Origin of the sequence: Marinobacter bohaiensis (genome assembly GCF_003258515.1) — a bacterium.
GTDB classification, from domain to species: Bacteria; Pseudomonadota; Gammaproteobacteria; order Pseudomonadales; family Oleiphilaceae; genus Marinobacter_A; species Marinobacter_A bohaiensis.
Genome location: NZ_QGEH01000001.1, coordinates 1,658,543 through 1,680,991, shown reverse-complemented (window position 1 = coordinate 1,680,991; position 22,449 = coordinate 1,658,543). Strand labels below are relative to the sequence as shown.

The window sequence follows — 22,449 nt, the reverse complement described above, 5'->3', positions numbered from 1 at the left end:
ACTGCCGGACATCCACAAACCTCCGAAATTACGCCAGTTACCGATCTAAACAGGCGCAATGTCGTAACCTGTTACAATTGGCGTCATACAGCTGTAAATGGAGGAAACGATGCTGGCAGGTACCCAACTGACCGCCATGCTGTTCGGCCTGGCCCTGGCCTTCGCAGGTGGAGCCCTGCACATCCCGGACAACGCCCAGGAAGACGACACCGCGGATATTACCCTGGACGCCTTGCCCGAGCTGCCGGACTGGGCCCACACGCCGCTGCCGGACTTCACCGGCTACCAGGACACCGCTGAAAAGAAGGCGGCCTTCTTTTCATACCTGTACCCACGCATCGTGCTGGCCAACACCCGCATCCTGATGCTGCGCGACAAGCTGGATTATGCCGCCACGCTCGAAACGCTCGACGAGCCGGAAACCCAGTGGCTCGAACGTCAGGCCGACCGTCTGCGTGTCGACGCCGAGACCGGATCCGCCGAGCAGTTCGAGATGCTCAAGCGCCGCCTGGATGTGCTGCCGCCGTCGCTGGTCATGGCCCAGGCGGCCAACGAATCGGCCTGGGGAACCTCACGCTTCGCCCGTGAAGGCAATAACCTGTTCGGTCAGTGGTGCTTCTCCAAGGGCTGCGGACTGGTCCCGCTCGCCCGCGCCGACGGCGCCAGTCATGAGGTTGCCGCCTTCGAATCGCCCTATGCGTCGATTCGGGCCTACATCACCAACATCAACCGTCACGACACCTATCGCGCGGTGCGCAACGAGCGCGAGCTGGCGCGCGAGGAAGGCCGCTTCCCGGACGGCAACGAACTCGCCCGGGGCCTGATCGGCTATTCCGAGCGCGGCGCCGCCTACGTCAAGGAAATCCAGGCTATGATTCGACACAACAACCTTGGATACTATGACCGTGAGTTCCGTGAACTGATCGGCAAGGACACCGGCATTCCCGCACTGATGCAACTGGCCACCGGCGAGGAGAGCCGCTTCGAAACCAGTGGTATCGCCAGAAAAGAGGGTTGATCGTGAAACTACCCGGGCGTGAAGAGCTGTCGCGGTGGTCCCGACACTACTCCGACAGCGACTTCCAGCAGACACTCCGCCGGCGCACCGCGGCGCTGGGACGCCGGCCCATCGAGCTGGGCCTGACCCTGTTCTACACCCTGCGTTCGCCGGGCACGCCGACCTGGTGCAAGGCGGTCATCTCCGGCAGCCTGGGCTACTTCATCAGCCTGATCGACGCCGTTCCCGACCTGACACCGGTGCTCGGCTACACTGACGACGTGTCCGTGATGCTGGCCGCGCTGGCCATGCTCGGCGTCCACGTCACCCCGGATATCCGCCGCCAGGCCCGCGCCACGACGCAACGGCTGTTCGGCGACGGCGACAACGCCCCTTCTCAAGCCTATCCAGCCAACACCGCAGACAACCCGCGCTGAACGCGCACCAATAACGAGAACCCACCATGCTGAATTTCCTGCCTGCAACCCTCAAGGGCGTCCTTGCCGCGCTCTTGATTCTTGCAGACACCCTGGTCCTGATCCCGTTTCTCCTGTTCGTGGCCGTCGTCAAACTGATCATCCCGGTGAAGCCGGTACGCACCGTCTGCACAGTGATCCTGAACTGGATCGCCTATATCTGGATCGGCTTCAACAACCGCCTGGCCGACGTTTTCCATCGCATCGAATGGCAGGTGGAAGGAGTGGAGAACCTGTCCCGGGACAACTGGTATTTCGTCACCTGTAACCACCAGTCCTGGGCGGACATCCCGATCATCCAGTATGTGCTGAACGACCGTATTCCGCTGCTCAAGTTCTTCCTGAAGAAGGAACTGATCTGGGTGCCATTACTGGGCGTTGCCTGGTGGGCGCTGGATTTTCCGTTCATGCGTCGCTACAGCAAGGAGCAGGTCGCACGCAATCCCTCGCTGAAGGGCAAGGATCTGGAAACCACTCGCGCGGCCTGTGAGAAGTTCCGCTACACGCCGGTCACGGTGTTCAATTTCATGGAAGGCACCCGATTCACGCCGGCCAAACACGCGGCCCAGAACTCGCCCTACCGCCACCTGCTCAAGCCCCGTGCGGGCGGCACGGCGTTTGTGCTTGGCGCCATGGGTGAAATGCTGCACACCCTGCTGGACGTCACGATCGTTTACCCGGACCAGCAGCATGGCTTCTGGGACTACCTTTGCGGCCGTATCAGGCGGGTGGTGATCCGGGTGCGCACCATCGACATCCCGCCCCATTTCCGCGGTATGAACTATGCCAACGACGAAGCCCTGAAGCGTGCATTCCAGGCCTGGGTGGACGACCTCTGGCTGGCCAAGGACCGGCAGATCGACGAACTCGTCAACGCCGGCCAGTCCACGCCCCACCGCGACGATACGCCCATGCCGGCCTGATGGGCGTCGGCTGATCGTTGCGAGCGCCCGGCTAACCGTTACAGAACGCCCAGCTCGCGAGCGCGGACTATCGCCTGGGTGCGCGAGCGCACGCCCAGCTTGGCGTTAATCCGGCGGGCGTGGGTCTTCACGGTATGCAGGGAAATATGCAGCCGGTCGGCGATGTCCTGGTTGGAGAGCCCGATGGCGATCAGCTCCAGAACGCCTCGTTCGCGCTCGCTGATCGGCTCCTGAAGCTCCTCGCCGGAACCTGCATTCGGCCTTTTTTCCACGCGGAAATACCCGCGCAGGGCATCGTGGAACGGGCTGTCACCGGACGAAGCCAACACCTTGGGCAGCAGCTCCCGCAGGGGCCGCTCCACTTCCACGAACGGGCTGATGTAATCCTCGGGCGCCGCCTCCTGCAACGCCTCGCGCAGGGACACCAGAGCCCGGTCGGGTTTGCCGGCCCGATCATGGATCAGGCTCTGCAGGATCTTGCCGTAAATCAGATGCCCCAGGGGGCGTTCGGTTTCCCGACCCGCCTGCTGGTAACGGTCCAGCTTGGCCTGGGCCACCTCGAGACGGCTGGCGGCAATATCGTGACGGATCCGCAGGGTTTCCAGCAGGCCCGGCAGCATGGAGAACAGCTCGGGCACCAGAGGCGCATCGCCCTGGGCATCGCGCCGCTCCAGAAGTTCACCGATGTGATCGCACTGGTCCGTGTGCAGCCAGCAGGACACCTGCAGGGCGTCCAGCACCGGCCGATAGACCACGTCGTCCACCTGCCAGAGCTGCATGGTCCGCTCGGCCTGACCGATCCAGCCAAAGGCCTGTTCCAGTTCGCCCCGGGATTTTGCGATCAATGCCCGCAAGCCCATGTTCAGCAGGACGCCCAGATCACGACACTGTTCGGCCTGTCGCGCGGAGCGAACCAGGCAGGCCTCGGCTTCATCGAAACGCCCCTGGTGCCAGAGCACCAGCGCCAGGCTGAGCTGCAACCGGCTTTCGCCGACCCGAGGCGGCTGGTAGGGAACACTCAGGGCCACATCGATACCGCGCCGGATCAGGGTTTCGGCGCGCTTGATGTGACCGCGGCCCAGCTCGATCCGGGCATGGTCGTAAACCGCCAGGATCTCGCAACCGGCATCGCCGGATTCCCGCGCCAGCCGCGCCGCTTCGCGGTTGGCATCACGGGCCTCGGTGTAACGCTGGTCGGCACAGAGCGCGCTGGATCGGATCCACAGGGCCATCATGCGGGCATGGTCGGACAGCTCGGGGTCCGCCACCGCTTCGTCGACGGCGTCCAGGGCCGGTTCGATCACTCCCCGTCCCCGCAGGATAAAGCCCTGCAGGGTCGCCAGACGCCCCCGGAGCGCGGCCCGGTCTTCCGGATCGAGCGCACCAATCAGCTTTTCAGCGTGGGCAAACTGGCCACCAATGGCGTGTACCCAGCCGTAGACCAGGCGCAGTCGCGGGCTCTTTTCCACCAGGTGCATCGGCAGGTAGCGGCGCCAGTTCAGCAACGCCCCGGTGTCCTGCCCCACCAGCAAGGCTTCGGAGCCGGATGCGGCGATCTCCAGGGCGCGGTCGGCGTCCTGCCCTCGCAGGGCGTGGGTCAGCGCTTCGCAGAGGTCGCCCCGGGCCTCGAACCAGCGGCTGGCGCGCACCGCCCGCCCGCTGCGTCCGCAGAGCTCCTTGCCCAGTAGCCAGTCCCGGAACAGCGGATTGAACCGATACCAGCGTGCCTTGCCCGCCACCGGCCACACCGGCAGCCCTTTCTGGCACGCCACCGAGGGCAGCAGATCCAGCTCGCCGGGGCCGTCCTTGACGGCATCGAACAGGGCGTCGCTCACCAGCTCCGGCTCGGCCATCTGGACCAACAGCGTCTGCGCCTCCAGCGTGAAACGCGCCATCAGCCCGTCCTTGAAAAAACGGGCCACCGCCGGGCTTTCCAGGATGGTGCGCGGCGTCGGCCCGTCGTCGTCAAGCTCCAGCCGATAGAGCTGCAGCGGGGTAAGCCACCCCTCGGAGAGATGATGCAGGTGTTCGACGGCGGCCTTGGAGACTCGTCCGACCGCCAGCTCGGCCTCATACAGAGTCAGGGTTTCTGGCAGGGACAGGGACAAGGCGTCCATGCCCAGCCGGACCATCTGGCCGTTCAGGGTCGAGGCATGGGTGGAAAACGGGACCTGCTCGCGGGACAGCAGCGCCAGGGACAGCCCTTCCGGCAACTCCGCCACCAGTTGCTCGACCATGTCCAGGGCCGCCGGATGGCTTAGCCAGTGAACGTTGTCCAGCACAACACAATCGGGCACGCTCGCCGGCGACTGCCGACGCTGTTTGGCGTAGAGCTGACAAAGATAGGACAGGCGATCGGGGAAATCGCCTTCGTGAAACGCGGTGCGGTCCAGGCGCTGGTCCTGCCCCAGCGCCAGTGCCAGGAGCGCCAGGAGGCGGGCGGGATCATTGTCCCGCGATTCCAGGCTCACCCAGGCCGCCGACTCGAAGGCTTCAGCCAACGCGGCACGGACGGCTTGGGTCTTGCCAAATCCGGCCGGCGCTTCCACCAGCAGCACCCGCCCCGGCGCGACGGCTGCGGCGACACGCGCCTGCAGCGCTGGACGGGCGATGCAACGGTCCGGAGCGACCGGCATTCGAATACGGTGGCTGAGGAGATCCCAGATCAGGTCACCGGGAGGAACGGCACGGGCCTGCCCGGCGAAATCGTCATTCGCCGCGGGTACGTCTTGAATGCTCTTCACTGTCTGCCCCAATTAATGCTGCGCGATCCAGGCCAACCGCACAAATGTGGTGTTGCTTTCGCCCTCCGTTTTTCTTGTTATGGCGAATCTTTTTGTTTTGTCGAACCTTTTTATTATGTTGAATCCTGGCTTGCGATATCGAACCTCGTCAGCTCGCATCGTTTTATAACTAACCAATAGAATAGCTTATTATCTTATTACCGTTTGTTTTTGTTCTGCATGTAGATTAATACAGAATTCGCCCATAAGGCAAAGCCGCTGTAATTAATTCTGACGGCACCGGAAACGTTTAATTGGGGACAACGAAAAAGCCCCGGCACAGAGACCGGGGCTTTGCAGGGATCGTCGATCCTAGCGAGTACCGGCGCGGCGCAGGGCGGCCGGCGTATACTCTCGGGAGTGGCGCTGGGTGCCGAACTCGTACGGGTTTTCTTCCTCGTTGGTCAGCCCCAGGGCCAGGTAGCGGCCGGACAGGGTGTCGTAGAGCGTCTCGATCGCGTACCAGGGCACCTTCTGGTCATAGAAGTACATGCTGTGGGCTTCGGCAACACGCCAGAGTTCGCCGCGGCCATCGTAGTGATCGATAACCGTCGCCTGCCAGCTGTCTTCGTCAATGTAGAAGTCCCGCTGCGCGTAGATGTGACGCTCCCCTTCCTTGAGGGTCGCGCGCACGTGCCAGACCCGGTGCAGTTCGTAGCGGGTCAGTTCCTGATTGATGTGGCCGGCCTTGATGATCTGGTCGTAGTCCAGATCCCGGTCCACCAGCTCGTAGGCGTTGTAGGGGATGTACATCTCCTTCTTGCCCACCAGCTCCCAGTTGTAGCGGTCGGGCGCGCCGTTGTACATGTCGAAATTGTCGGACGTCCGCATGCCGTCAGCCGCGGTACCCGGGCCGTCGTAGGCCACCTGGGGCGCCCGGCGCACACGCCGTTGGCCGGCGTTGTAGACCCACGCGCGACGCGGCTCGGTCACCTGGTTGATGGTTTCGTGAACGAGCAGAACATTGCCCGCGAGACGGGCCGGCCCGGTGATCGCCTGCTTGAAGTAGAACAGCACGTTCTGGTCCTCTTCAGGATCGAAATCCTGCAGGGCGGCCCGCCAGGTCAGCTCATCCTGGAAATGCACCACGCTGTAGTTGCCATCGGCGGTCGGGGTGACCTGGCCGACGTTGCGGGACACGGAACCACCCCGATAGCGGGTGATGTGGTTCCAGATGGCCTCCAGGCCATTCTGCGGGACCGGGAACGGCACGCCGTCGGTGTAGTTCTCCATACCGTTGCCACTGGGCACCAGCTCGGTCTGGGTGGCGTTCTCGCGGGTTTCGTTATAGATCTCCTGCGGATACGCCGAGGTGCGGTGGGTCGGATAGACCGGGATGAAGTAGTCGTCGTACTTCTTGATCATCTTGACCTGGCCCGGCGACAGCTTGTCGGCGTACTGGTCCACATTGCTCTGGTCGATGCGGAACTGCTCCTGCTCGTCCGGGAACGGATTCACATAGATGCCGTCCCCTTCATAGCCGGCCGGGACCTTTTGCAACCCGCCATCCCAGGCCGGAATCTCACCGCCGTTGCCGGCCTTCTCGGCACCGATCGGCGTCAGCGAATCGCCCAGCTTGGCGGCTTCCTGCTCTGATACGGCTGCGTAGGCGCTGCCTGCAGCCATGGAGGCGGTCAGGATGCCCGAGACGATCAGTTTCGTTTTCAGTTTCATTGAATCTACCTCGTTGTTCGCGTTCAGGCCGGATCAGAACGATACCGAGACGCTGGCGGTCACGTTATCGCGGTCGGACAGCTCGTTGTATGGCGTACCCCCGAAATAGTTCGTGTAGCCGATCGTGGCGCTGTACCGGTTCTGGTAGACGCCGGTAAGCGACACGCCCACGGCTTTCCGACCTTCCAGGAAGTTACCGCCGGGCGACGGCGCGTTACCGTTGACGTCGTGCGAGAACGCCAGTTGCGGGCTCAGGTTGATACCGGCGATGGCGTTGGGATAATCCCACACGAAGCGGGTGCGATAGCCCCAGGAGAAGGACGTGGTATAGCCCTCGTTGTTGCAGTAGTTGGTATTGATGTTCAACGCCTGGCAACCGCCGCCGTCCAGCTCACCGATACCGAAGGTACCGGAACGGCCATAGCGGGCCTCATCCAGATCCGGCAGGCCGTGCACGTAGGTGGCGCCCACTTCGCCAACGAAGGTCAGACGGCTGGCGCCCATGACCTGGTCGAAGAATTTGATCAGCGTCATCTGGGCCTGGGAGACTTTATAGCGGTCGTAGCCGCTGACCGCTTCACCCGACAGGTCAGCACCGTTGGCTTCCGCCTCGCGCTGAACCTGCAGCAGACTGGCCGGATCGCCGGTGGCAGGATTCTCCAGCTGCAAACCACCGTAGATCAGCTCAAACGCGTTCCACTGGATCGGCATGTTGTCGCGGAAACTGTACTCCGCCCCCAGTGACCAGCCTCCGGGGATCGTGGTGTTGATACTGATCCCGTAAAGGTTGATGCCCTCTGGGTACTCGATGAAATATTGCGGGAACTGCTCGCCGTTGGCGGGATCATTGACGATACCGCTGACGTACGGCAGCCGGCTGTGATAGCGAATGTAGTAGAAACCCAGCTCGGAATCGTTCAGCTCGGGCACATACCAGCGGAAAGCCGCACCGAACTGGTCGCGCTCGTCCGGCTCGCGGTCGCCGGAGCGGTCGGCGACCAGACCACGGTTATAGGCCTGGTAATCTGGCAGCTCCCCCGCAAGCAGGACCGGGCCACAGCCGTCAGCGGCAAAATCGTTGGTGGAGAAGAAAGTGCCGCAATCGTCCGGCCGTACCTTTTCCCAGTCCGTCTGCAGGAAAGCTTCAAAGGTGACGTTCTCGGTCAGGCCAATGGAGCTGTAGAGCATTTCAACCGGCAGCAGCGCATCCTTGACCTCGGCACCGGGCGCACGAATGGCGTTCACATCCACCGGGTTGATGACGTTGACCCCGCCCTGGATGAAGGTGCTTTCGCCCCAGCTCAACACCTGGTTACCGTAGCGCACGCTGACCGGGGTATCACCGAAGTACCAGTCGCTGAACACATAGGCGTCGAGGAATTCACCGCCGGAGGCGTTGTCCTTGGCCTTCTCGTTCAATTCACGCTGGTAGCCCACCGGGTCCACCGCCCGCGACTCGTCCTTCAGCTCGAAGTCGTACCAGTAGCGGCCGCGGACGAACGCACCGACGCGCGTCAGGTAATCGTTGTCGAGATAATAGTTCAGGTACAGCTCGCTGGTGCCCTTGACGATCTTGCTGTAAGTGTCGCCCTTCTCGAAGTTCAGGTTGCCGTCGTCGTAGTTGTTGGTCGACGCACCGATATTGGCGTTGGGTTGGCCCGGCGCGTAGGACGGCCCGAGGTTGCCCTGCGCAATCAGGCGCCTGTCCCGCTCCTCTACACGCCAGCCCACGCCGGCGGTCAGGGTGGTGTCAAACGACGCCTCGACGTCGCCCATGTAGAACTGGAATGCGCTTGCGGGTGCGGAAAGCGTTGCGGTAATCGCTGCCGCCAGAGGCAGTTTCGCCCATTGCTGCCGCGGCTGTACTCTTCTTGTCATTGGAAGGCTACTCCATTGTTTTTATGAGTCTTTGTTATGAGTCGCTGTTCTGATTGTTCGTCGTTACGCTCTATGGTTTCGTCTTCACGCTCAGTCGTTCGTTTTCAAACCGGGTTATTCGTCTTCAAACCAGTCGGTTGGTCGTCACGATGTAGGAAGCCCCACGCACAGTGCTCGTGATGATGGCACTATAGCTAAGGCGCAGGTCGCTTTGATCAGTCAAAAGTATGATTTTACGAACCTGTCCCTGGCGGGAAGCCGCGGTCTTGGCGGGTTCCGTTCCATGGACACCCCTGGTCCGGACAGTCAGTGTGAATATAGACGCTAATCGGAGGTTCAACCACCGATGCAAAAGCGGGTCTGGCCAGGCTTCAGGCCGGATCGTAAGCAAGGAAGGCAATGACGCCCCGACAGGTCTGCCGGGGCGGAAGGGGTGGCGATCAGAGCATCTCGATCGCCATGGCGGTGGCCTCGCCGCCGCCAATGCACAGGGCAGCCACACCCCGGGATTTACCCTGACGCCGCAGAGCGTGCATCAGAGTCACCAGCAGCCGGGAGCCGGTGGAGCCCACCGGGTGGCCCTGGGCACAGGCACCGCCGTGAATGTTGACCTTGGCGGGATCCAGTTCCAGCTCACGGATCGGCATCATGGCCACCATGGCGAAGGCCTCGTTAATCTCGAACAGATCCACGTCATCCTTTGACCAGCCCGCTTTATCCAGCAGGCTCTTGATAGCGCCGACCGGCGCGCACGTGAATTCGGACGGGTGTTGCGAGTTTGTGGCGTGGGCCACGATCCGGGCCATCGGCTGAAGGCCCCGGTGCCCAGCTTCCGATTCCCGCATCAGCACCAGCGCCGAAGCGCCGTCGGAGATGGAGGAGGCGTTGGCCGCAGTGACGGTACCGTCTTTCTTGAAGGCCGGACGCAGGGTGGGAATCTTGTCCAGGTTAGCCGTCAGCGGCTGCTCGTCGTCCTCGACAACCGTCTCGCCTTTCCGGGTACGGACCGTGACCGGAACGATCTCCTCTTTCAGCAGGCCGTCGCGAATGGCCTCCTGAGCGCGCTTGAGCGAGTTGATGGCGTAGTCATCCATCTCTTCACGGGTATAGCCTTTTTTGTCCGCCATATCCTGGGCGAATGCCCCCATCAGCCGGCCGGTTTCGGCATCCTCCAGACCGTCCAGGAACATGTGGTCCTGCGGCGCCGGGCCCGGGCCCATGCGGTAGCCCTGACGGGCTCCCTGCATTACGTAAGGCGCGTTGGACATGCTCTCCATGCCGCCGGCCACCATGATGTCGTTGCTGCCTGCCTTGATCAGATCATGGGCCAGCATCGCAGCTTTCATACCGGAGCCGCAGAGTTTGTTGATGGTGGTGGCGCCAGCGCTGTCGGGCAACCCGGCCTGGCGCATGGCCTGCCGCGCGGGGCCCTGCTTGAGGCCAGCCGGCAGCACGTTTCCCATAATGACTTCCTGTACGTCACCCGGCTGCAGGGACGCCCGGCGTACCGCCTCGGCGATGCTGACGGCACCCAGCTCAACCGCACCCACGCCGCTCAGGCTGCCCTGGAAACCGCCCATGGGCGTACGCACGCCGCTGACAATCACGACTTGATCGCTGTTCATTGTTATTCCTCATCTGTGGTCTGAAAGCCCGATTGATCGGGTTATTGTTATGGGCCTGAGCCGCACTCAGCACCAACCGGCGTCAAAATCCGTCCGGGCCCTGGAAATCGTCGCGGTGTCCCCTCACCGCAATCGAGTCCGCCTACCTGTCATTACGCTTTGTGCGGTGCTTCCAGATACTCCTTGGACTGCATTTCCAGCAGGCGTGACTCGGTGCGTTCGAATTCGAATGAGAGGCGGCCGCCGGAATAGAGTTCGTGGATCGGCGCGGCGGCGGAGATGATCACCTTGACGTTACGGTCGTAGAACTCATCCACCATGTTGATGAAGCGCCGCGTCTGGTCATCGTTTTCACGCCCCAGCACCGGGACGTCGCTGACGATCACCGCATGGTATTCACGGGCCAGCTCGATGTAGTCGTTCTGGCTGCGCGGCCCGTCACACAGGGCTTTGAAGTCGAACCAGATGACATCCTCGGCGCAGGACAGGGCGTGCATCTTGCGGCCGTTCACTTCCAGGTCGACGTTATCGCGGTATTCATCGGCCAGGTTGCGAAAACTGTGACGCAGGCTCTGGAACGCTTCGTCGCCCAGGGGCGAGTGGAACAGCTGAGCCTGCTCCAGGGTGCGCAACCGGTAATCCACACCGCCGTCGACGTTCACCACATCGGTGTACTTATTGAGCAGATCGATCGCCGGCAGGAAGCGGGCCCGTTGCAGGCCATCCTTATAAAGACCATCAGGCACGATGTTGGAGGTGCACACCAGTGTGACGCCATTGCGGAACAGCGTATCCAGCAGCGAGGCCAGGATCATGGCGTCGCCAATATCCGACACGAAGAACTCGTCGAAGCAGATTACCGCGGCCTCGTCGGCAAAGCGCTGACCGACCGTTTCCAGCGGATTCTTGGTGCCTTTCAGGGTTTTCAGCTCGTTGTGGACGCGCTGCATGAAGCGGTGGAAATGCACACGCATCTTGCGCTCGAACGGCAGCGCCTCAAAGAAAGTGTCCATGAGGTAGGTCTTACCGCGCCCCACACCGCCCCAGAAATACAGCCCCTGGACCGGTTCCTTGTCGCCACCGCGCAGCTTGCGCTTGAGGCGGCTGAAGGTGCCTTCGCGCTGGCTTTCGGATTCCACCAGTTTGTCGTACAGTGCCTGTAGACGCCTCACGGCGTCCGCCTGTGCTGCGTCCTTCTCGAAGCCGTCTTTCTGGAGGTCGTTCTGATATCGTTCCCAGGGGGTCATGCTGTGCTCTTGTCTCGCTTTCAGAGGCTGGTCAATAAAGCGCCGTATTGTCGCTGATATTGCCGATCATCTCCACATTGAACGCGATCGGACGACATGATGCCGGACATGCCGGTCGCCTCAACGAACGTTTCAGTGATCCCGGTCGCGCCAACGGCGGTCTATTCGACGATTGGACAACCACGCGGGCATGGGCGATAAACCGGTCAGACGGTATACTCAAAGCACTTTACTTTTCGAATTCAGGGTCAGGGACAGTATGACGCAACTCATTCTCATCGCTTTAGCCACTCTCGTTGTCGGGCTCATTGTGGGCGTGCTGATTGGCCGCTCCGGCCAGAGCACCAGCTTGCGCCAGCGCCGGCTGGAACAGCAGATTGACGAGTTGCGCAGCGAATACACCCGCTACCAGGCTCAGGTGAATGAGCATTTTATGGAGTCCGCTCACATGATGCGCCGGCTCAACGACGTCTACCGTGACGTCAGCCAGCACATGGCCCGCGGCGCCAACCGCCTGTGTCACGATGAGGACTGGATGGAAGAACTGGGCAAAAAAGACGAAACCGCCCGCCTGGACAGCACCAAGGACAGTGGTTTCGAGCCGCCTCGCGATTACGCGCCCAAGAGCGACCCCAAGGAAAAAGGCACGCTGGCCGAAGACTATGGCCTGCGCGAGAAAAGCAAGTCCGAGTAATTCGATCCGCCCCGGTGCACAGCCACCGGGGCGCCTCCCTCACACCGGGTTATCGATGTCGATGAAGGTGTGTTTGATCCCCAGTTCCGACGCCAGCCGCTCGCCGACAGCCTGCACGCCATAACGTTCGGTGGCGTGGTGCCCGGCGGAATAATAGTGGATTCCGCACTCCCGGGCGGTGTGCACGGTCGGCTCCGAGATCTCACCGCTGAGGTAAGCATCGGCGCCGGCCGCCAAAGCCTGATCGATGAAGCCCTGCGCAGCGCCGGTGCACCAGGCCACACGCTTGATCTGTGCAGACCCTTCCCCGACGTGCAACGGGCGCCGCGCCAGCCGGTTCTCAAGATGCCCCGCAAACTGTTCGGGGGACAGGGCTTCCGGAAGCTCACCGATCCAGACCAGACCACTGTCCGACTTGAGGGGGGCAGCCTCGGTGATGCCCAGAACATCCGCCAATTGGCGGTTATTGCCCAGCTCCGGATGCTCATCCAGCGGCAGGTGATAGGCCAGCAGGTTGACGTCGGCCTTCAGCAGGCTCTGCAGGCGCCGCTTCTTCATGCCGCCCACCCGCTGGTCCTCGCCTTTCCAGAAGTAGCCGTGGTGCACCAGAAGCAGGTCCGCGCCGGCGTCCAGGGCGGCGTCAATGAAAGCCTGGGAGGCGGTGACACCGGTGACCACATGAGCCACCTGGTCGCGCCCTTCCACCTGCAGGCCGTTGGGGCAGTAATCCTTGAAGCGGCCGGGTTCCAGCCACTGCTCTACGCGTTGGACGATGGCGTCCCGTGAGACGGTCTCGGTCATGATCGACCTCCCCTGGATTGGATAGCTGGAAATATACGATACCCTTGGCCGATCGGCGCCGGCCAGGGGCGAAGGGATCACACGATGTCCGGCAAGGCGCCGAGCAGGCGGCCGTTCTGTTCGGCCGAGCCGATGGTGATCCGCAGGAATGACTCGATGCGCGGCTTGTTGAAGTGCCGCACGATGATGCTGCGTTCGCGCAGGGCCGCCGCCAGGTCGGCACCGGCGTGAGCTGGGTGGCGAGCCAGCACGAAGTTTGCCGCCGACGGGAGCACTTCGAAGCCCAGCGCCTGCAGCCCCTGGGTCACCCTCTCCCGCTCGCCGATGACGTAGTCCGTCGCCCGACGGAAATAGGCTTCGTCCTCGTAGGCCGCTACCGCCCCCACCAGCGCCAAACGGTCCAGCGGATAGGAGTTGAAGCTGTTCTTGATCCGCTCCAGCGCCTCGACCAGATCTTCATGACCGATGGCAAAGCCGACCCGGAGCCCAGCCAGCGAGCGCGACTTAGACAGCGTCTGGGTCACCAGCAGGTTGGGATAGCGATCCACCAGGCTGATGGCCGTCTCGGCCCCGAAGTCCACGTAGGCCTCATCAATGACCACCACCACGTCGGGGTTGCCAGCGACGATCTGCTCGATCTCCGACAGGGTGAGTGCCTTGCCCGTGGGCGCATTGGGGTTGGGGAAGATGATACCGCCGCAATCGCCCCGGTAATCCTCCGGCCGGATCGAGAAATGCTCGTCCACCGGCACCGGTTGCGCATCGATGTTATAGATCCCGCAATACACCGGGTAGAAACTGTAGGTGATGTCCGGGAACAGGATCGGTTTGCCGTGCTGGAACAGACCGTAAAAGATATGCGCCAGCACTTCATCGGAGCCGTTGCCCAGGAAGACCTGCTGAGTGGATACCCCGTGGTAATCCGCCAGCGTTGCTTTGAGGGCATCGCCGTTGGGATCCGGGTAGAGGCGCAGGCTATCGCCTGCCTCGGCCCGGATCGCCTCGATCACCTGCGGCGATGGTCCCAACGGATGCTCGTTCGTATTGAGCTTGATCAGGTCCGGAAGTTTGGGCTGCTCGCCCGGCACATAAGGCACGAGATCCTTGACCAGGGGACTCCAGAATCGACTCATGACCGACCGCCCTCGCCGTCTTCACGCACCCGGTATTCCGCCGAGCGGGCGTGCGCCGTCAGCCCCTCGCCGCGCGCCAGAACGGACGCGACGCGCCCCATAGCGTCAGCCCCCTCGGCCGAGAAACCGATGATTGACGAGCGCTTCTGGAAGTCGTAGACCCCAAGCGGCGATGAGAAACGCGCCGTGCCGGAGGTCGGCAGGACATGGTTCGGCCCGGCGCAGTAATCGCCCAGGGCTTCGGCGGTATAGCGGCCCATGAAAATGGCACCAGCGTGACGGATCGACGGCAACAGCGCTTCCGGATCGGCGATGGACAATTCCAGGTGTTCCGGCGCAATGCGGTTGCTCACCTGCGCCGCCTGCTCCAGATCGTCTACCAGGATCAGAGCCGCCCGGTCGGACACGGACGTGGCGATGATTTCGGCACGTTCCATGGTGGGCAGGAGTTTGCGGATGCTCGCTTCCACCCGGTCCAGGAAATCCGCATCCGGGCTGATCAGGATCGACTGGGCCTGCTCGTCGTGCTCCGCCTGGGAAAACAGGTCCATGGCAATCCAGTCGGGATCGGTCTGGCCATCGCAGATCACCAGAATCTCGGACGGGCCGGCGATCATGTCGATACCGACGGTGCCGAAGACTTCGCGCTTGGCGGTGGCGACGAAGATGTTGCCGGGGCCGACGATCTTGTCCACCGCAGGAATGGTCTCTGTGCCGTAGGCCAGTGCGGCTACCGCCTGGGCGCCGCCAATGGTGAACACCCGATCGACGCCGGCCACCCGTGCGGCCGCCAGCACCAGCTCGTTCACCGTGCCTCCGGGGGTCGGCACGACCATGATGACTTCGCCGACACCGGCCACTTTGGCGGGAATGGCGTTCATCAGCACCGATGACGGATAGGCGGCCTTGCCGCCCGGCACATAAAGACCGGCGCGGTCCAGCGGCGTCACCTTCTGTCCCAGCACGGTGCCGTCCGATTCCTCATACTGCCAGGAGGACGCCTTCTGGCGTTCGTGATAATCACGAATGCGCTGCGCCGCCGCTTCCAGCGCCTCGCGTTGATCGTCCGGAATGTTGGCCAGCGCCTGGGCCATGCGCTCCGCCGACATTTCCAGTTCCGCCATGGAGCCGGCGTTCACCTGGTCAAAACGGGCGGTCAGTTCCAGAACGGCCTGATCCCCACGGGTTTTGACCTCGTGCAGGATATGCCGAACCGATTCGTTCACCTGATGATCGACGCTGTCATCCCAGGCGAGCAGGCGATCAAGCGTGGACTGGAAATCCGCATCGGCGGCGGACAGGCGACGGACATTTACCTCGGTCATAACACATCCTCTCGGGACACGAACAAAGACAGATCTTCGGGGCGGGCGCGCCGGATCAGGCGTCGCTGCGCCGGGCCACGGCCTCGCCCAGTTGCTCAATGATAGGGTGCAGGGCCCGGTGCTTCATCTTCATGGAGGCGCGGTTGGCCACCAGGCGCGTGCTGATGTGCGTGATCAGTTCGCGAGGCTCAAGGCCGTTGGCTTTCAAGGTGTTACCGGTGTCGACGATATCCACGATCTCGTCCGCCAGGTTCAGGATCGGAGCCAGCTCCATCGCGCCGTAGAGCTTGATGATATCGGCTTGCCGCCCCTGGGACGCGTAGTACTGGCGCGCCAGATTGACGAACTTGGTGGCCACCCGGACGCGCCCCTCGATCGGCGCCTGCCCCACCGGGGCCGCCGTCATCAGCTTGCAGCGCGCGATGTTGAGGTCCAGCGGCTCATACAGGCCGGCACCGCCATGCTCCATCAGCACATCCTTGCCGGTGACACCGAGGTCGGCACCACCGTACTGGACGTAGGTCGGCACGTCCGTGGCGCGGATAATCAGCAGCCGCACGTTGGGATCGGTGGTGGGAAACACCAGCTTGCGGGAGCGGTCGATATCATCGATCGGTTCAACGCCCGCCTCGGCCAGCAGTGGCAGGGTCTCCTTGAGAATCCGGCCCTTGGAGAGCGCGATGGTAATACTGTCGGTCATAAACGGTCCCGGGTTACTGCGATCAGGCTGGCAGCCGTCGAATGCTCGCGCCGAGCAGCTGCAACTTCTCTTCGATACATTCGTAGCCGCGATCGATGTGATAGATACGGTCGACGATGGTATCCCCTTCCGCCACCAGGCCAGCGATGACCAGGCTGGCGGATGCGCGCAGGTCGGTCGCCATCACCGGTGCTCCGTTCAGGCTTTCCACGCCACGGATGATCGCCGTGTTGCCTTCCAGGGAGATATCCGCCCCCATCCGGCTCAGTTCCTGGATGTGCATGAAGCGGTTCTCGAACACCGTCTCGACAATCGCGCCACTGCCCTCGGCCACCGCGTTCATGGCGGCAAACTGCGCCTGCATATCCGTGGGGAAAGCCGGATACGGCGCCGTGCGGATATTGACGGATTTGGGCCGGTTGCCCTTCATGTCCAGCTCGATCCAGTCCTTGCCGGTGGAAATGTGGGCGCCCGCTTCCTCCAGTTTCAGCAGGACCGCTTCAAGCAGATCCTCACGAGTGTCCTTGAGCTTGACCCGACCGCCGGTCGCCGCCGCGGCCACCAGGTAGGTGCCGGTTTCCACGCGGTCCGGCAGCACGTCGTAGTGGCAGCCGTGCAGGCGTTCAACGCCGTTGATCTCGATCGTCGCCGTGCCGGCACCTTTGATGTCCGCGCCCATGGCGATCAGGCACTCGGCCAGATCCACCACTTCCGGCTCACGCGCCGCGTTTTCCAGGATGGTCTTGCCGTCGGCCAGTGCCGCAGCCATCATCAGGTTCTCGGTGCCGGTAACCGTGACGGTATCGAGGAAGATGTGCGCGCCCTTGAGGCGGCCGTCGCAGCGGGCATTGATATAGCCGTTTTCCACCTTCACTTCAGCGCCCATCTGCTCCAGCCCCTGGATGTGCAGATTGACCGGGCGGCTACCGATAGCACAGCCACCGGGCAGCGAGACCTGCGCCTGACCGAAGTGCGCGACCAGCGGGCCCAACACCAGGATCGACGCGCGCATGGTCTTCACCAGCTCGTAAGGCGCGTGAAACTCCTTGATGGTGTTGGCGTGGATCTCCACGCTCATTTTCTCATCGATCATCAGCTCGATGCCCATGCGGCCGAGCAGCTCGATCATGGTAGTGATGTCGTTGAGATGCGGCAGGTTGCCGACCGTAACCGGCTCGTCGGCCAGCAGGGTCGCCGCCAGGATGGGCAGTGCCGAGTTCTTTGCGCCGGAAATCCGGATCTCGCCGTCCAGCGGTTTGCGGCCGCGGATGAGTAGTTTGTCCACGAGTTTTGTCCTGTAAGATTAGGGTCGCGCGATGGCGACACGCGGCCGACCGGAACAGCCGGAACCGCGCTGAATTAGGCCTTGCGGGCTTCCCACTGGGCCGGAGTGAACGCCTTGATGGTCAGGGCGTGAATCGTTCCCTCCGCCAATGGCTCGTTGAGCGCAGCGTAGACCAGCTGCTGCTTCTTGACCGGTGACATCCCTTCAAATCGTTCGCCGATGGCCACGACCAGGTAGTGGTTGCCATCGTTCTGGACCTGAATTTCACAGTCAGGCAGCTCTTTGCGAACCAGCTCTGCGACGTCCTCCGCCTGCATGGTATTACCTCAATCAGTGTGCGAGTGGTTGCCCGCGGTGCTATCGCGCGGGTCATCCGAAAGTCAGGAGCGGAATTGTAGCGAATTCCGGCGGAAGGCTAAACAAGGGAAGAATGAAAGGTCGTCAATCGGGGCCATAGAGACACCGATTGACCGGGTAAGGCGGAATCCGCTGGGGACGTTCAGGAGCCGGAGACGCGCAACGCGGAGCCATCCAGTTCCAGGATGTCGCCCACGCGATTCAATCGCGCCAGGTCCAGCAGCCTCTCGCTGATACCGGAAAAACGCACCCCACGCCCCTGCGCCGTCGCCGCCCGTTTCCAGCACAGCATCAGGGAGAGCACCACGCTGCTGGCCTTCTGGACACCCTCAAGGTCGTACTCGACGGTGCCCGAGGCGCTGCTCACATGGCGCTCGCCGTCTCGCCGAACCGCCAGCATGCCAGCTTCGATGGCGTCATCGGCGACACGGAAAACGGCGCGTTCCGCCTCGGCCGCGGGCTGCGCCTCGACGGCGGTCACGATTTATCCACCTCTTCGTCCAGCTTGAGCTCCTCAACGGCATCGGACCAACCGTCGATCACCGCCTGCACGTTGTTGCGGTTTTCTTCCATTTCCTGGGCAAAACGGTCGCGGAAAGCCAGCCCGATGTTAACCCCTTCGACGATCACGTTCTCCATCATCCAGCGATCGCCATCACTCTTGTACATGGAGTAGACAACCGGGTAGCGGTTCCCCGCGGCGGTCTCCACTTCAAGCTGAACCGACGCCCGGTCCGGATGATTGGGGTTGACGGTGGCTTCCTGGACGGTGATATCGAAATCTTCGGCTTCGACCAACGCCTTGGCGTAGCTGTCAAACAGGCTGCGCTTGAATTTCTCGACGAAAACGTCGCGCTGCTCCGGGCTGGCCTGGCGCGCATAGCGCCCCATCACCCGAGCCGCGATCCGGCGGAAATCGACGAAATCCTGCAGCGCCGTCTCCAGCTTGCCATAGAAAGCCTGAGGATCCGTGCCGTAGAGGTCGCGATTGGCGTCCAGTTCCTTCACCAGTTGCTGGGTACTGTCGTCCACGTACTGGCGCAGATCCTCATCCGCCGACGCGGGCAAGGACGCCATCATGGTGGCCAGTGCCAAGAAACCAAGCCAGAGCGTTTGCACTGCTTTCATAGTCTGCTCCTGATCGCACTCGCCCCTTACTTGCCGGAGGCGAAATTGGAAATAAGTCGTTCGATGTTCAGCGCGGACTGGGTGCCATAAAAGGTATCACCATCCGCCATATACGATGTATCGGCACCGATGGACACATCGATGTACTTTTCGCCCAGCAGCCCGGCGGTGCGAATAATGGCGGAACTGTCGGTGGGGATGATATCGACCGATTTGTTGATTTCCATCTCGACCCGCGCCTGATAGGTGTCCGGATCCAGACTGATGTCAGTCACCCGGCCGATGGTGACGCCGGCCATGGATACCTGCCCGCGGACGGCAAGGCCGCCGATGTCATTGAAATTCGCATACACCTTATAGGTGGGTTCCGACGACTGGAGCGTCAGCCCGCTAACCTGCAACGCCAGGAACAGCAGGGCCGCACAGCCCGCCACCATAAAGGCGCCTACTACAATTTCCACGGTTCTCTGACGCATCAGATATCTCCGAACATGACTGCTGTAAGAATGAAATCAAGCCCCAGAACGGCCAGCGAGGAATACACCACCGTCTTGGTGGTGGCCGAGCTGATCCCCTCGGACGTGGGTACGCTGTCATACCCCTGGTAGACCGCGATCCAGCTGCAGACGAAGCCGAACACGATGCTCTTGATGATGCCGTTCACCACATCCTCGCCGAAGCTGACCGAGGACTGCATGTTGGCCCAGTAAGAACCTTCGAACACACCCAGCCAGTCCACGCCGACCAGGTAACCGCCCAGGATGCCAACCACAGAAAAGATGATCGCCAGCAAAGGCAGCGTAATAAAGCCGGCCCAGAAACGCGGCGCAATGACCCGGCGTAGCGGATCCACACCCATCATCTCCATGCTGGAGAGCTGCTCGGTGGCCTTCATCAGCCCGATCTCGGCGGTCAGCGCGGAACCAGCCCGCCCGGCGAACAACAGTGCCGTGACGACCGGCCCCAGTTCACGCACCAGCGTCAGCGCCACCATCTGTCCAATGGCCGACTCGGAACCGTAATCGGTCAGAATATTGTAGCCCTGCAGCCCCAACACCATGCCGATAAACAGCCCGGACACCACGATGATGGCTAACGACAGCACCCCTACCGCATAGATCTGGCGCACCAGCAACGGAAAACCGGTGGACGGGTGCGGCACGGCGCACAGGCTGCGCGCCAGGAACTGGCCGGAGCGCCCCACCGACGCCACCACACTCAGGGTTCCGCGCCCCAGCGCGGCCACTCGATCAATCATCGGGACACCCCGCCGGACAGATCCTCGGCAATGGACGCCGCCGGATAATGGAAAGGTACCGGGCCATCGGGCTGCCCCTGAAGGAATTGCTGGACACGCTCGGACGGGTGCGCCTGCAGCTCTTCGGGCGAGCCTTCACCGATGACCTTACCGTTGGATACGATACAGGCGTAGTCGCAGATGCTCAGGGACTCCGGCACGTCGTGGGAAACCAGCACGCTGGTCAGGCCCATGGAGCGGTTGAGCTTGCTGATCATCTCCACCAGCACGCCTTTGGCGATCGGGTCCTGCCCGGTAAAGGGTTCGTCGTACATGATCAGTTCCGGATCCAGGGCAATGCTGCGCGCCAGGGCGACGCGCCGGGTCATACCACCGGACAGCTCCGAAGGCATCAGGTCGCGGGCACCGCGCAACCCTACGGATTCAAGCTTCATCAGCACGATGTCACGGATCATGTCTTCCGGCAGATCGGTATGTACCCGCAGCGGAAACGCCACGTTTTCGTAGGCACTCAAATCGGAAAAAAGCGCGCCGCTCTGGAACAGCATGCCGATGTCGCGGCGCAGCCGGTAAAGCGCCTTGCGGCTGAGCTGATGAACGTTCTGCCCGCCCACAAGGATTCGACCGGATTCGGGCCGGAGCTGCCCGCCGATCAGCTTGAGCAATGTGGTCTTGCCGGTACCGCTGGGCCCCATGATCGCGGTGACCTTGCCGCGTGGAATGCGCAGCGACAGGCCGTCAAAAATGCGGCGATCGCCGCGCAGGAATAGGAGATCCTGAATGTCTATGTATGCGGACTCTGACGTCATCGAGAGCTTTCCCAGTAGGCATCACGGGCAACCGACGCCCTGCTGCATCGACCATTCCCACGGCGCATTGTTCCAGACAGCCCACAGCGCTGCATTAATACCGCCTTAAATCCCCTCCACAACGGGAAAAACGGGCGCGCAACGGAATGGAACTGGCCGCAAAGGGCGCTACATTATGACAAGTTCGCCCGAAGCTCAAATATCCCCGGACAAGATCCTTGCCCGCAACTCCCCCTTTCTTACCCGTTACTGCCCCACACCCCAACATGACGGTACGCGGGGAGCCCGGGACCGCGGTTGCGACAAGCCGGCTTCTCGCGCACAATCTGCCGCCACTGCGAAGGTCCCCGGTCCGCCGGTCAGGACCCGGTTTTCACAACGGAATGACCCTATGTCTCTACTCCCCTACATTGGCGCCCTCGTCGCCGGCCTGGTGCTGCTGATCTGGAGCGCGGACCGGTTTGTCGAAGGCTCTGTTGCCCTGGCTCGCAACCTGGGCATGTCGCCGATGCTGATCGGTCTGACCATCGTCGCGTTCGGCACGTCCGCCCCCGAAATGCTGGTCTCCGCCACCGCTGCCCTGACCGACGCACCGGCGCTGGCCGTGGGCAACGCGCTGGGCTCCAACATTGCCAATGTCGGGCTGGTACTGGGCATCACCACGCTGGTGGCGCCGATTCCCCTGAAACGGACCGTCCTGTTTCGCGAACTCCCCATCCTGCTCACGGTCACCATTCTGGTTTACCCGCTGCTGCTGGATGGCGCCCTGTCCCCCATGGACGGCGTGATCTTCCTGGTGATGCTGGCCATTGCCCTGTTCCTGCTCAGCCGCAACAACGCCCCCGGTGACGCCCCGGAATTCCTGGAGGAAGTCGAGGAAATGCCCGACATCCAGATCAAGGGCGCCGTTACCTGGTTCGTCGTCGGCCTGGTCATGTTGATCGTCAGCTCGCGTATCCTGGTCTGGGGCGCTACCGAACTGGCCCTGACCCTGGGCGTCAGCGAACTGGTGATCGGCCTGACCATCGTCGCCATCGGCACCAGTCTGCCGGAACTTGCAGCGTCCGTGGCCAGCGCCCTCAAAGGCCACCACGACGTGGCGCTGGGCAACATCGTCGGCTCCAACCTGTTCAACCTGCTGGCGGTACTGGCAATGCCGGCACTGCTCAACCCGCTGCCGATTGAGAGCGACGTTCTGATCCGGGACTACGGCACCATGGCCGGGCTGACTGTTCTGCTCGCGGCGTTCGCCTATGGCATGCAGAAAAAGGGAAAACTGGCCCGCTTTGAAGGTGGTATACTGCTGGCCGGATACATCGCTTATACCGTCGTACTTTACCACGCAGCACGTTAAGG

General features: G+C 62.3%; 21 protein-coding genes. 5 read left to right on the top strand and 16 right to left on the bottom strand.

The window, feature by feature from the left end; all coding sequences use genetic code 11:
* Positions 1–109: 109 nt before the first annotated feature.
* From DKK67_RS07515 to DKK67_RS07505, 3 genes are read left to right on the top strand one after another with little or no spacing between them, the layout of a single operon-like run.
* Positions 110–1,018 (top strand): glucosaminidase domain-containing protein, encoded by a 909-nt coding sequence (locus DKK67_RS07515; protein ID WP_111495766.1) that lies wholly within the window; start codon positions 110–112, stop codon positions 1,016–1,018.
* A gap of 2 nt (positions 1,019–1,020) precedes the next feature.
* Entirely contained in the window at positions 1,021–1,434 is a 414-nt protein-coding gene (locus DKK67_RS07510; RefSeq protein WP_111495765.1) for a YkvA family protein, read from the top strand.
* Positions 1,435–1,460: 26 nt separating this feature from the next.
* Entirely contained in the window at positions 1,461–2,396 is a 936-nt protein-coding gene (locus DKK67_RS07505) for an acyltransferase (RefSeq protein ID WP_111495764.1), read from the top strand.
* Positions 2,397–2,434: 38 nt separating this feature from the next.
* Here the strand turns inward: DKK67_RS07505 and DKK67_RS07500 are convergent, their stop codons facing one another.
* The 5 genes from DKK67_RS07500 to zapE all read right to left on the bottom strand — a co-directional run bounded on the left by DKK67_RS07500 (position 2,435) and on the right by zapE (position 11,603).
* The gene (locus DKK67_RS07500) at positions 2,435–5,140 is read right to left on the bottom strand and encodes a LuxR C-terminal-related transcriptional regulator (protein ID WP_111495763.1); all 2,706 of its coding nucleotides are present in this window, start codon (positions 5,138–5,140) and stop codon (positions 2,435–2,437) included.
* 351 nt (positions 5,141–5,491) lie between these two features.
* The gene (locus tag DKK67_RS07495; protein ID WP_111495762.1) at positions 5,492–6,853 is read right to left on the bottom strand and encodes a DUF1329 domain-containing protein; all 1,362 of its coding nucleotides are present in this window, start codon (positions 6,851–6,853) and stop codon (positions 5,492–5,494) included.
* 33 nt (positions 6,854–6,886) lie between these two features.
* Positions 6,887–8,731 (bottom strand): DUF1302 domain-containing protein, encoded by a 1,845-nt coding sequence (locus tag DKK67_RS07490; protein ID WP_111495761.1) that lies wholly within the window; start codon positions 8,729–8,731, stop codon positions 6,887–6,889.
* A 440-nt stretch (positions 8,732–9,171) separates the two neighbouring features.
* Positions 9,172–10,356 carry a thiolase family protein gene (locus DKK67_RS07485; RefSeq protein ID WP_111495760.1) on the bottom strand — a complete coding sequence of 395 codons (1,185 nt, stop codon included), beginning with the start codon at positions 10,354–10,356 and terminating at the stop codon, positions 9,172–9,174.
* Positions 10,357–10,508: 152 nt separating this feature from the next.
* Entirely contained in the window at positions 10,509–11,603 is a 1,095-nt protein-coding gene (zapE, locus tag DKK67_RS07480) for a cell division protein ZapE (RefSeq protein ID WP_111495759.1), read from the bottom strand.
* Positions 11,604–11,862: 259 nt separating this feature from the next.
* On the opposite strand from zapE, the gene DKK67_RS07475 reads away from it, so the two are divergent.
* A complete protein-coding gene (locus DKK67_RS07475; RefSeq protein ID WP_111495758.1) occupies positions 11,863–12,297 on the top strand; it encodes a YhcB family protein in 435 nt (144 codons plus the stop codon).
* A gap of 39 nt (positions 12,298–12,336) precedes the next feature.
* Here the strand turns inward: DKK67_RS07475 and DKK67_RS07470 are convergent, their stop codons facing one another.
* From DKK67_RS07470 to DKK67_RS07420, 11 genes are all read right to left on the bottom strand, one after another.
* Complete coding sequence (locus DKK67_RS07470; protein ID WP_111495757.1) at positions 12,337–13,098, bottom strand: Nif3-like dinuclear metal center hexameric protein; 762 nt, start codon at positions 13,096–13,098, stop codon at positions 12,337–12,339.
* A 77-nt stretch (positions 13,099–13,175) separates the two neighbouring features.
* The gene (gene hisC / locus DKK67_RS07465) at positions 13,176–14,231 is read right to left on the bottom strand and encodes a histidinol-phosphate transaminase (protein ID WP_111495756.1); all 1,056 of its coding nucleotides are present in this window, start codon (positions 14,229–14,231) and stop codon (positions 13,176–13,178) included.
* Entirely contained in the window at positions 14,228–15,556 is a 1,329-nt protein-coding gene (gene hisD, locus DKK67_RS07460) for a histidinol dehydrogenase (protein ID WP_111495755.1), read from the bottom strand. Before hisD ends, hisC begins: the two co-directional genes overlap by 4 nt.
* Positions 15,557–15,611: 55 nt before the next feature.
* On the bottom strand, positions 15,612–16,256 hold the full coding sequence (gene hisG, locus DKK67_RS07455) for an ATP phosphoribosyltransferase (protein ID WP_111495754.1): 645 nt from the start codon (positions 16,254–16,256) through the stop codon (positions 15,612–15,614).
* Between the two features lie 22 nt (positions 16,257–16,278).
* Positions 16,279–17,541 (bottom strand): UDP-N-acetylglucosamine 1-carboxyvinyltransferase, encoded by a 1,263-nt coding sequence (gene murA / locus DKK67_RS07450; RefSeq protein WP_111495753.1) that lies wholly within the window; start codon positions 17,539–17,541, stop codon positions 16,279–16,281.
* Between the two features lie 74 nt (positions 17,542–17,615).
* Positions 17,616–17,858: a BolA family protein gene (locus DKK67_RS07445; protein WP_111495752.1), complete on the bottom strand. Its 243-nt coding sequence runs from the start codon at positions 17,856–17,858 to the stop codon at positions 17,616–17,618.
* 182 nt (positions 17,859–18,040) lie between these two features.
* Positions 18,041–18,379 carry an STAS domain-containing protein gene (locus tag DKK67_RS07440; RefSeq protein ID WP_111495751.1) on the bottom strand — a complete coding sequence of 113 codons (339 nt, stop codon included), beginning with the start codon at positions 18,377–18,379 and terminating at the stop codon, positions 18,041–18,043.
* Complete coding sequence (locus DKK67_RS07435) at positions 18,376–19,026, bottom strand: MlaC/ttg2D family ABC transporter substrate-binding protein (protein WP_111495750.1); 651 nt, start codon at positions 19,024–19,026, stop codon at positions 18,376–18,378. Before DKK67_RS07435 ends, DKK67_RS07440 begins: the two co-directional genes overlap by 4 nt.
* Before the next feature lie 26 nt (positions 19,027–19,052).
* Entirely contained in the window at positions 19,053–19,502 is a 450-nt protein-coding gene (mlaD, locus tag DKK67_RS07430; RefSeq protein WP_111495749.1) for an outer membrane lipid asymmetry maintenance protein MlaD, read from the bottom strand.
* Positions 19,502–20,284, bottom strand: a complete 783-nt coding sequence (mlaE, locus tag DKK67_RS07425; RefSeq protein WP_111495748.1) for a lipid asymmetry maintenance ABC transporter permease subunit MlaE — start codon at positions 20,282–20,284, stop codon at positions 19,502–19,504. Before mlaE ends, mlaD begins: the two co-directional genes overlap by 1 nt.
* The gene (locus tag DKK67_RS07420; RefSeq protein WP_111495747.1) at positions 20,281–21,093 is read right to left on the bottom strand and encodes an ABC transporter ATP-binding protein; all 813 of its coding nucleotides are present in this window, start codon (positions 21,091–21,093) and stop codon (positions 20,281–20,283) included. The genes mlaE and DKK67_RS07420 overlap by 4 nt, the downstream gene beginning before the upstream one ends.
* A 391-nt stretch (positions 21,094–21,484) precedes the next feature.
* Here DKK67_RS07420 and DKK67_RS07415 point away from each other — a divergent pair, with 391 nt between their 5' ends.
* Entirely contained in the window at positions 21,485–22,447 is a 963-nt protein-coding gene (locus DKK67_RS07415) for a calcium/sodium antiporter (protein ID WP_111495746.1), read from the top strand.
* Positions 22,448–22,449 lie beyond the last annotated feature (2 nt).